Source organism: Staphylococcus sp. EG-SA-18 (assembly GCF_017151825.1).
In the GTDB taxonomy this organism is placed as follows: domain Bacteria; phylum Bacillota; class Bacilli; order Staphylococcales; family Staphylococcaceae; genus Staphylococcus; species Staphylococcus aureus.
In genome coordinates, this window is sequence record NZ_JACYVY010000052.1 from 1 (window position 1) to 11114 (window position 11114).

Annotated in this window: 12 protein-coding genes; 11 read left to right on the forward strand and 1 reads right to left on the reverse strand. The window is 32.0% G+C overall.

Translation table 11 applies throughout. The features are described 5' to 3' along the window. Positions 1-409 precede the first annotated feature (409 nt). The 5 genes from IDG66_RS11110 (at position 410) to phoU (ending at position 4975) form a co-directional block, all read left to right on the forward strand. Positions 410-1393 carry a phosphate ABC transporter substrate-binding protein PstS gene (locus IDG66_RS11110; RefSeq protein ID WP_000759232.1) on the forward strand — a complete coding sequence of 328 codons (984 nt, stop codon included), beginning with the start codon at positions 410-412 and terminating at the stop codon, positions 1391-1393. A gap of 190 nt (positions 1394-1583) precedes the next feature. Continuing rightward, on the forward strand, positions 1584-2510 hold the full coding sequence (gene pstC / locus IDG66_RS11115) for a phosphate ABC transporter permease subunit PstC (RefSeq protein ID WP_000204625.1): 927 nt from the start codon (positions 1584-1586) through the stop codon (positions 2508-2510). A 1-nt stretch (position 2511) separates the two neighbouring features. Continuing rightward, positions 2512-3429, forward strand: a complete 918-nt coding sequence (pstA, locus tag IDG66_RS11120) for a phosphate ABC transporter permease PstA (RefSeq protein ID WP_000450294.1) — start codon at positions 2512-2514, stop codon at positions 3427-3429. Between the two features lie 46 nt (positions 3430-3475). Beyond that, entirely contained in the window at positions 3476-4327 is an 852-nt protein-coding gene (gene pstB, locus IDG66_RS11125) for a phosphate ABC transporter ATP-binding protein PstB (protein WP_000079447.1), read from the forward strand. A 6-nt stretch (positions 4328-4333) separates the two neighbouring features. Further along, positions 4334-4975 carry a phosphate signaling complex protein PhoU gene (gene phoU / locus IDG66_RS11130; protein ID WP_000974847.1) on the forward strand — a complete coding sequence of 214 codons (642 nt, stop codon included), beginning with the start codon at positions 4334-4336 and terminating at the stop codon, positions 4973-4975. Positions 4976-5113: 138 nt separating this feature from the next. Here the strand turns inward: phoU and pepF are convergent, their stop codons facing one another. Continuing rightward, a complete protein-coding gene (gene pepF, locus IDG66_RS11135) occupies positions 5114-6928 on the reverse strand; it encodes an oligoendopeptidase F (RefSeq protein WP_000077576.1) in 1815 nt (604 codons plus the stop codon). Between the two features lie 204 nt (positions 6929-7132). Here pepF and IDG66_RS11140 point away from each other — a divergent pair, with 204 nt between their 5' ends. From IDG66_RS11140 to IDG66_RS11165, 6 genes are all read left to right on the forward strand, one after another. Then, the gene (locus IDG66_RS11140; RefSeq protein WP_000171798.1) at positions 7133-7477 is read left to right on the forward strand and encodes a 6TM ABC transporter family protein; all 345 of its coding nucleotides are present in this window, start codon (positions 7133-7135) and stop codon (positions 7475-7477) included. Next, positions 7425-7610 carry a hypothetical protein gene (locus IDG66_RS11145; RefSeq protein ID WP_001791844.1) on the forward strand — a complete coding sequence of 62 codons (186 nt, stop codon included), beginning with the start codon at positions 7425-7427 and terminating at the stop codon, positions 7608-7610. The genes IDG66_RS11140 and IDG66_RS11145 overlap by 53 nt, the downstream gene beginning before the upstream one ends. 170 nt (positions 7611-7780) lie before the next feature. Further along, positions 7781-8767: a nickel ABC transporter permease gene (nikB, locus tag IDG66_RS11150; protein WP_000469950.1), complete on the forward strand. Its 987-nt coding sequence runs from the start codon at positions 7781-7783 to the stop codon at positions 8765-8767. Further along, a complete protein-coding gene (nikC, locus tag IDG66_RS11155; protein ID WP_000548932.1) occupies positions 8760-9590 on the forward strand; it encodes a nickel transporter permease in 831 nt (276 codons plus the stop codon). Before nikB ends, nikC begins: the two co-directional genes overlap by 8 nt. Then, positions 9577-10350, forward strand: a complete 774-nt coding sequence (locus tag IDG66_RS11160) for an ATP-binding cassette domain-containing protein (protein WP_000052317.1) — start codon at positions 9577-9579, stop codon at positions 10348-10350. The genes nikC and IDG66_RS11160 overlap by 14 nt, the downstream gene beginning before the upstream one ends. After that, complete coding sequence (locus IDG66_RS11165) at positions 10343-11044, forward strand: ABC transporter ATP-binding protein (protein ID WP_000571247.1); 702 nt, start codon at positions 10343-10345, stop codon at positions 11042-11044. Before IDG66_RS11160 ends, IDG66_RS11165 begins: the two co-directional genes overlap by 8 nt. Positions 11045-11114 lie beyond the last annotated feature (70 nt).

An 11114-nucleotide genomic window follows, 5' to 3' on the forward strand; every position in this document is an offset into this window, starting at 1 on the left:
ACGGCACCCTAGGAAGGGACCCGTCATCAAAAATTCTATTTATAGAATTTTACAGTAATGTGCCAGACGGGCAAAGCGAAGCCATTCAATACGAAGTATTGTATAAATAGAGAACAGCAGTAAGATATTTTCTAATTGAAAATTATCTTACTGCTGTTTTTTTAGGGATTTATGTCCCAGCCTCATTTTTTTGTGTACATATTTAAATTTCGATAATTTTTCAGGAAGCATTTTAATTTTACTAATGAAGCAATATTTTTTAGATTAACAAAAATTAATATTTACATTTTCTTAACAAATTTTTATGTAACATTTACAGTTTCTAAAAATGAGGTTAATAATTCAAGGTTAAGATAAAGATGTAATCAATACAAATACTATTTGTTGTTCATACAGGGAGGATATTTCAATGAAAAAATGGCAATTTGTTGGTACTACAGCTTTAGGTGCAACACTATTATTAGGTGCTTGTGGTGGCGGTAATGGTGGCAGTGGTAATAGTGATTTAAAAGGGGAAGCTAAAGGTGATGGCTCATCAACAGTAGCACCAATTGTGGAGAAATTAAATGAAAAATGGGCTCAAGATCACTCGGATGCTAAAATCTCAGCAGGACAAGCTGGTACAGGTGCTGGTTTCCAAAAATTCATTGCAGGAGATATCGACTTCGCTGATGCTTCTAGACCAATTAAAGATGAAGAGAAGCAAAAATTACAAGATAAGAATATCAAATACAAAGAATTTAAAATTGCGCAAGATGGTGTAACGGTTGCTGTAAATAAAGAAAATGATTTTGTAGATGAATTAGACAAACAGCAATTAAAAGCAATTTATTCTGGAAAAGCTAAAACATGGAAAGATGTTAATAGTAAATGGCCAGATAAAAAAATAAATGCTGTATCACCAAACTCAAGTCATGGTACTTATGACTTCTTTGAAAATGAAGTAATGAATAAAGAAGATATTAAAGCAGAAAAAAATGCTGATACAAATGCTATCGTTTCTTCTGTAACGAAAAACAAAGAGGGAATCGGATACTTTGGATATAACTTCTACGTACAAAATAAAGATAAATTAAAAGAAGTTAAAATCAAAGATGAAAATGGTAAAGCAACAGAGCCTACGAAAAAAACAATTCAAGATAACTCTTATGCATTAAGTAGACCATTATTCATTTATGTAAATGAAAAAGCATTGAAAGATAATAAAGTAATGTCAGAATTTATCAAATTCGTCTTAGAAGATAAAGGTAAAGCAGCTGAAGAAGCTGGATATGTAGCAGCACCAGAGAAAACATACAAATCACAATTAGATGATTTAAAAGCATTTATTGATAAAAATCAAAAATCAGACGACAAGAAATCTGATGATAAAAAGTCTGAAGACAAAAAATAATAAGACGCAATTTCAAATGTGTCTTGAAACATGATTTTGATGGTGAATCATTATTTAGAGTACAAAGCTTGATTTATCGAGACGCTGATTTTGACATTCAGTTAGTCTACAAGCTTATCAACTTAAAATAGTGGTTCATCATTATTTTACAAATCTAATTATTTTGGGAGTAATAGAAAGAGGTTTGATTATGACTTCATCTACTAATGTTAAAGCTTTAATCGAAAAAAATAATAATAAAAAAGGGAAGCATAATGACAAAATTATACCAGTTATTTTAGCCGCAATTTCAGCGATTTCCATTTTAACAACACTAGGTATATTAATCACATTGCTTTTAGAAACCATCACTTTTTTCACCAGAATTCCAATAACTGAATTTCTATTTTCTACTACTTGGAATCCTACCGGTTCAGACCCTAAGTTTGGTATCTGGGCATTGATAATAGGGACTTTAAAAATCACAGTTATTGCGACTATATTTGCAGTTCCAGTCGGGCTTGGTGCAGCAATTTATTTAAGTGAATATGCAAGTGACCGTGCACGACGCATAATTAAACCGATATTAGAAATTTTAGCAGGAATACCAACAATTGTGTTTGGTTTCTTTGCATTAACCTTTGTTACACCAGTATTAAGATCTTTCATACCAGGTCTTGGAGAGTTTAATGCTATAAGTCCCGGCTTAGTTGTCGGTATTATGATTGTCCCTCTCATCACAAGTTTGAGTGAGGATGCAATGGCATCTGTACCAAATAAAATTCGAGAAGGTGCCTATGGACTTGGAGCAACTAAATTAGAAGTAGCAACTAAAGTCGTACTTCCCGCAGCAACATCAGGTATTGTAGCTTCAATCGTTCTCGCGATTTCAAGAGCAATTGGAGAAACGATGATTGTATCATTAGCGGCAGGTAGTTCGCCAACAGCTTCATTAAGTTTAACAAGTTCGATTCAAACAATGACTGGATATATTGTTGAGATAGCGACAGGTGATGCAACATTTGGATCAAATATTTATTACAGTATTTATGCTGTAGGGTTCACACTATTTATCTTTACCTTAATCATGAATTTACTTTCTCAGTGGATTTCTAAGCGTTTTAGGGAGGAGTATTAATATGGAAACGACAGATAATAATAGACAATCACTCGTCGATCAACAACTTGTCCAAAAACATTTATCATCCAGAACGGTTAAAAATAAAGTGTTCAAACTCATATTTTTAGCATGTACATTATTAGGACTTGTCGTACTTATTGCGTTGTTAACTCAAACATTGATTAAAGGGGTAAGTCATTTAAATTTACAGTTTTTCACTAATTTTTCTTCTTCAACACCATCTATGGCTGGCGTTAAAGGCGCGTTAATCGGTTCACTTTGGTTAATGTTAAGTATCATTCCATTATCAATCATCCTAGGAATAGGTACAGCTATATACTTAGAAGAATATGCGAAAAACAACAAATTTACTCAGTTTGTTAAAATCAGTATTTCCAATTTAGCTGGTGTACCATCAGTTGTATTTGGGATATTAGGTTACACTTTGTTCGTTGGTGGTGCGGGGATTGAAGCCTTGAAAATGGGTAACAGTATATTGGCAGCAGCGCTAACAATGACCTTACTGATATTACCAATTATTATTGTTTCAAGTCAGGAAGCAATTAGAGCTGTACCTAACTCAGTACGCGAAGCTTCTTATGGTTTAGGTGCTAATAAATGGCAAACGATAAGACGTGTTGTCTTACCAGCAGCGTTACCTGGTATTTTAACTGGATTCATTTTGTCTCTTTCAAGAGCACTGGGAGAAACAGCACCACTTGTGCTAATCGGTATACCGACTATATTATTGGCAACACCTAGAAGTATATTGGATCAATTTTCAGCATTACCAATCCAAATATTTACTTGGGCGAAAATGCCTCAAGAAGAATTCCAGAATGTTGCATCGGCAGGCATTATCGTTTTACTAGTTATCTTAATCTTAATGAATGGCGTTGCGATTATTTTACGTAACAAATTTAGTAAAAAATTCTAATTTAAACAATCAATCTCATTTATCTATTAAAAAGGGAGTTTTAAATATGGCGCAAACACTTGCACAAACTAAACAAATATCTCAAAGTCATACGTTTGATGTCTCACAAAGTCATCATAAAACACCAGATGATACAAACTCACATTCTGTTATATATTCAACACAAAATTTAGACTTATGGTATGGCGAAAATCATGCATTACAAAATATTAATTTAGATATTTATGAAAACCAAATTACTGCCATTATAGGTCCATCTGGTTGTGGCAAATCAACATATATTAAAACTTTGAATCGAATGGTTGAGTTAGTACCTTCTGTGAAAACAGCTGGTAAAATATTATATCGAGATCAAGACATTTTTGATCAAAAATATTCTAAAGAACAATTACGTACAAATGTGGGCATGGTCTTTCAACAACCTAATCCATTTCCAAAATCAATATACGATAATATTACTTACGGTCCAAAGATTCACGGTATTAAAAATAAAAAAGTTCTTGATGAAATCGTTGAGAAATCATTACGTGGCGCTGCAATTTGGGATGAATTAAAGGATAGGTTGCACACAAATGCATATAGTTTATCCGGTGGGCAACAACAACGTGTTTGTATCGCGCGTTGTTTAGCAATTGAACCTGAAGTCATTTTAATGGATGAACCGACATCAGCATTAGATCCAATCTCAACATTAAGAGTAGAAGAGTTGGTTCAAGAACTAAAAGAAAAGTATACAATTATTATGGTTACACATAATATGCAACAAGCAGCTCGTGTATCAGATAAAACTGCATTTTTCTTAAATGGTTATGTCAATGAATATGATGATACTGATAAAATTTTCTCTAACCCATCAAACAAGAAAACAGAAGATTATATTTCAGGAAGGTTTGGTTGATATATAATGGCAATAATTAGACAGCGATATCAGGAGCAACTTGATGATTTAATAAAGGAATTACGTCGGTTAGGTGCAAATGTCTATGTGAGTATTGAAAATGGTATAAAATCATTAAGTATTGACGATAGAGGCTTTGCACGACAAACAGTTAAAAACGATAAACATATCAATCAATTAAATTATGATATTAATGAGCGAGTTATCATGTTAATTACAAAGCAACAGCCCATTGCGAGTGATTTGCGTATGATGATTTCTTCATTAAAAATCGCCTCCGATTTAGAAAGAATAGGAGATAATGCATCGAGTATTGCCAATATTCGATTGCGTACAAAGATTACAGATGATTATGTGTTAACCCGTTTAAAGACAATGGGTAAATTAGCTATGTTAATGTTAAAGGACTTAGATCAAGCATTTAAAAAGAAAGATACCGTATTAATAAGAGAAATAATTGAGCGTGATGAAGATATCGATGACTTATATAGTCATATTATTAACGCAACGTATCTTATTGATAACGATCCATTTGTCGCTGCACAAGCTCATTTAGCAGCAAGACATTTAGAACGTATTGGTGATCATATTATTAACATCGCTGAAAGTGTTTATTTTTATTTAACAGGTACACATTACGAACAATAACTTAAAGTTATTACTATAAAATCCCTTACGATAAATATATATTTCTATCATTCATAAACCCTCAAAAAACCAAGATTCTCACAATTAGTAATGTGAAAATCTTGGTTTATATTGTTCTACTATAAATTGTCTCGCATCTTAGTTATTTGCTTGCTCAATTTCATCTGTTAATTTTTCAACTTCATCGACTAAATCAGAAATATATTGAATTGTAGATTTAAGTGGCTGTTCTGTAGTAATGTCTACACCTGCAATGTTTGCAAGTTCGACAGGTGATACACTACCACCTTTTTTCAATGTTTCTAACCAAGCATCAACAGCTGGTTGGCCTTCATTTTTAATCTTTTGAGAAACGACAGTTCCGATTGTTAAGCCAGCAGAATACGTATACGAATATAATCCCATATAGTAATGAGGTTGACGCATCCATGTTAATTCAGCACCCTCAGTCATGTCTACTGCATCTCCAAAAAATTGTTTATAAACATTTAGCATTATTTCATTTAATGTCGGCGCATTTAAAGATTCACCTTGATCTACTTTGTGATACACTTCACGTTGATAAGCAGCTTCTAATAAATGGGTAACCATATTATGATAATATGTTCTAGATAAAATTGAGCCAATAACCCAACGCTTAAATCTTGGATTATCACTTGTGTTAAATAAATAATTGGCCATCAACATTTCATTCATTGTAGAAGGGGCTTCAACAAAGTACATTGATGCTTCTGATTCAAGATATGGTTGATGTTTTTGAGCTAATGTAAAATGACCTGCATGACCTAATTCATGTGCTAAGACAAATGCTTCAGCCATTTTACCAGTCCAAGAAATAAACACATATGAATGTGTAAAGTATGGACTTGCACAAAATGCGCCTGTATCTTTACCTTTATTTTGTGCAAAATCAATCCATCGCTGATCGTATGCTTCACGTAACATGTTTGTATAGTCATCACCTAAAACACTTAACGCACCGAAAATATAATTTTTTGAGTCTTCAATTGAAATCTCTGGTTCATAATCAGGGTCTACAGAAATCTTCAAGTCTTCAAAACGCATGTTATCTAATCCGTGAATACGTTGTAAAAGTTTAGCATATTTCTGCATAACTGGTGCCAAGTCACGCATAATCATATCGATTTGACGGTCAAACATATCACGCGTTACTTCTTGACTATGTAATAAATAATCGATGACTGATTCAAATCCACGTAAATCAGCTTCAATTTTTTCTTGTTGTACTTGCATATTATATGTAGCCGCGGTAGTATGCTGATATTTTCGAATCCCATCGCTAAACGATTTGAAACTTTTACGTCTAAACTCAGGCTCTTTATTATCTTCATAATCATTTTCAAACGTAGCATAGTCGACAGGGTACGTTGTACCATCATGTTCAAATGAATCGAATGTAATATCTAGCATTTTTGTCGTGCCGTATAAATCGTAAGGACTGTTTAGCGTAGGTGATAAAGTTGCTAATACTTGTTCTACCGACGCAGATAATTGGAATGGCTTTTGTTTTATTAACTGTTTAATATAGTGTTGATATGGACATGATTCTTCTAATTGTTGAAGTATTTCTTCTGGTAATTCAAGTATTTCTGACTCTACAAATGATAATTGGCTAACAATTTTACCGTATGTAGTAGATAATTTAGCGCTCAATACTTGTGCCTCGATATTACTAGTATCTACACTTAAACGTAGTTCTGCATAATTACTTAAGCGATCTAAGGCAATTAAAATATTTTCTAATTCAGCTAAAGCAGTATTAATTTGTTCGATTGAATTTAATGTTGTTGCATATGTATGATGAAATTGATTTGCTTGTTGTACTAGAGCGTCAATACTTTCATAATATTGTTGATCATCTTTAAATAAGTCTACTAAATCCCATGTTTCTGAAACAGGAACATCTTCTCTTAAAGGTAAACCTTGAGACATATAATCACTCCTTTGGTATAATACATTCATTATACATAATTTTGTCTCCTAAACGATAATGTTACGATTTCCATGTCGCAAGGAACAATGATTTTTCTAATAGTAGATAGAATATTGCTTGAAACTGACTGCTATTGTTTAAGTTTTTAAAAATTTATAATAAAATGTATACAAGGAAAGTAATGAAATAAAAGGAGAATGAATATGACATTATTCGATATGCCTAATTATTTATGGATCACAACATTAATAATGATTTTATTAACAATATTCTGTTGCTTAGTTTTAAATAAATGGTTTGTATCTGCAGTAATTACATTTGTTATATTAGGTGTGCTTGCATTTTTTATTCCAAATTTTCAAGATATAAAATATCAACCATTATTAGGATACGCTGCATTTTTAGCGATTATGAGTTTATTAATTAGTTTTCTATTATGGTATTTTACTAGAAATTGGCGTAAAGAAAGAAAAGCGCGTAAATTAGAAAAGCAAATTGAAAAATACGGCTATGAGGGCGCTGAACTTCGCCGTAAAGATAAAAAATAATATTCGACAACTATATGCACAAAATCATCGACTTTTAAGTTACACTGCAGTAACAATTATTTCGAAAGAGATGGAATACAGTGCTATAGTTGTTTTTGTTTTGACTTTTTTATATTTTACATGGTTGACTTGATTCAAAATATTATATTTTATAATGATTTTGTTAAAAAATTAAATATACTTCAATTTCTTTATGGATAATACTATAATGAAAGTTGGTTCTTAATATGTAAGTTGCATATACATGCGCCATTCTCATGTAAAAAGAAAGTGTTAGTAACTTACACAAGGAGGGGGACTATTATGTTCATAATAAAGTCTATGTTGTATAGACTGATGCAAATGATAGTTGTTTTATTTGTTATTTCTACACTTACATTCATTTTAATGAAATTATCACCAGGCAATCCTGTTGATAAAATATTACATCTTGATGTAGCACAAGTGTCGACGGAACAAATAAATGCAACCAAAGATAAATTGGGATTAAATGATTCTTTATTGGTACAGTGGTGGCATTGGATGAATCATTTATTACATTTTAATTTAGGAAAAAGTTTTGAATCAAAAGAACCGGTAACACAGATATTATTCAACTATGCACCCATAACATTACTCATATCATTTTCAACATTAGTAGTGTCGTTATGCATATCTATACCGCTCGGCATTATAGCAGCCAAACGATTTCATAAGTGGACGGATAAAGTGATTAGAGTGATCTCAACACTATCGATTAGTTTACCAGCGTTCTTTATCGGTATTATTTTATTATTTATTGTCACAAATTTAATGAATATAGATAGCGTTATACTAAGTCAGTTTATATTACCTGTAATCACGCTATCTTTAGGTATGTGTGCATACATCATTCGTTTAGTGCGTTCTAATTTATTGATGTTATTGCAAAGTAATATCGTACAAGCATCAAGATTACGCGGTATGAATGAACGTTATATTTTAATTCATGATTTACTAAAACCAACAATTTTGCCGATTATCCCATTACTAGGGATTTCACTTGGCAGTCTAATAGGTGGTACTGTAGTGATTGAAAATTTATTTGATATACCTGGTATTGGTTATCTATTAATGGATAGTATTAAATCTCGAGATTATCCTGTTATTCAAGGATGCGTGTTATTTATTGGCTTCTTCGTTGTTATTATCAATACGATTGCTGATTTATTAACGTTATTACTTGATCCGAAGCAGCGTTTACAATTAGGAAATCCAAAAATCAAAACCAATACACCATTGATATCAGTAAGTAGTGACCGTCATGCATAAAATATTTTCAAAGAATAACCTGATATTTTTTGTATTCGTTGCATTTATTTTTGTGGTAATTGTACTGCAATTCTTTGTCAGTAGTGAAAATGCAACCAAAGTCAATTTATCACAAACTTTTGAACCTATTAGTTGGTTGCATTTATTAGGAACTGATGATTATGGGAGAGATTTATTTACCCGAATTATTATCGGTGCACGTTCAACATTGTTTGTTACTGTTTTAACATTAATAGCTATCGTTGTCATAGGTGTTACACTAGGTCTATTTGCCGGATATAAAAAAGGGTGGATTGAACGATTAGTGTTAAGGTTTATTGATGTTGGTCTGAGTATTCCAGAATTTATCATCATGATTGCTTTAGCAAGTTTTTTTCAACCATCTTTATGGAATTTAGTTATCTCAATTACATTAATAAAATGGATGAATTACACAAGGTTGACTAGAAGTATAGTTAATAGCGAAATGAATAAGCCTTATATAAAAATGGCACAATTATTTCATGTACCAACAAGAACAATATTAATACGTCATTTAACACCTAAAATTATACCGGCTATTATCGTTTTGATGGTCGTTGATTTCGGTAAAATCATTCTATATATAAGTTCACTATCATTTATTGGGTTAGGTGCACAACCGCCAACACCAGAGTGGGGCGCTATGTTGCAACAAGGTCGTGATTTTATTTCGTCTCATCCAATTATGTTGATTGCACCTGCTTCAGTCATTGCTATAACTATTTTAATTTTTAATTTAACCGGTGATGCACTAAGAGATAGATTGCTGAAACAACGGGGTGAATATGATGAGTCTCATTGATATACAAAATTTAACAATAAAGAATACTAGTGAGAAATCTCTTATTAAAGGGATTGATTTGAAAATTTTTAGTCAACAGATTAATGCCTTGATTGGAGAGAGCGGCGCTGGAAAAAGTTTGATTGCTAAAGCTTTACTTGAATATTTACCATTTGATTTAAGCTGCACGTATGATTCGTACCAATTTGATGGGGAAAATGTTAGTAGATTGAGTCAATATTATGGTCATACAATTGGCTATATTTCTCAAAATTATGCAGAAAGTTTTAACGACCATACTAAATTAGGTAAACAGTTAACTGCGATTTATCGTAAGCATTATAAAGGTAGTAAAGAAGAGGCTTTGTCCAAAGTTGATAAGGCTTTGTCGTGGGTTAATTTACAAAGCAAAGATATATTAAATAAATATAGTTTCCAACTTTCTGGGGGCCAACTTGAACGCGTATACATAGCAAGCGTTCTCATGTTGGAGCCTAAATTAATCATTGCAGACGAACCAGTTGCATCATTGGATGCTTTGAACGGTAATCAAGTGATGGATTTATTACAGCATATTGTATTAGAACATGGTCAAACATTATTTATTATCACACATAACTTAAGTCATGTATTGAAATATTGTCAGTACATTTATGTTTTAAAAGAAGGTCAAATCATTGAACGAGGTAATATTAATCATTTCAAGTATGAGCATTTGCATCCGTATACTGAACGTCTAATTAAATATAGAACACAATTAAAGAGGGATTACTATGATTGAGTTAAAACATGTGACTTTTGGTTATAATAAAAAGCAGATGGTGCTACAAGATATCAATATTACTATACCTGATGGAGAAAATGTTGGTATTTTAGGCGAAAGTGGCTGTGGTAAAAGTACGCTCGCTTCATTGGTTCTTGGCTTGTTTAAACCTGCTAAAGGAGAAATTTACTTAAGTGACAATGCTGTGTTACCGATTTTCCAACACCCTTTAACTAGCTTTAACCCTGATTGGACGATTGAGACCTCATTAAAAGAAGCGTTATATTATTACAGAGGCCTAACTGATAATACTGCTCAGGATCAATTATTATTACAACATTTATCTACTTTTGAGTTAAACGCGCAATTATTGACTAAATTACCAAGCGAAGTGAGTGGCGGACAATTACAAAGATTTAATGTCATGCGTTCGTTATTAGCACAGCCTCGCGTTTTAATATGTGATGAGATAACTTCAAATTTAGATGTTATAGCTGAACAAAATGTAATAAATATATTAAAAGCGCAAACGATTACGAACTTAAATCATTTTATCGTTATTTCTCATGATTTATCCGTGTTACAACGCTTAGTTAATAGAATTATCGTTCTTAAGGATGGCATGATAGTCGATGATTTTGCAATAGAGGAATTATTTAATGTTGATAGACACCCTTATACAAAAGAATTAGTGCAAGCATTTTCATATTAGCTATTTAAGAATGCGATAATTCTAGACTTGTTATAAAATATAGATGAATTAAGTATATTAATCTAGACAC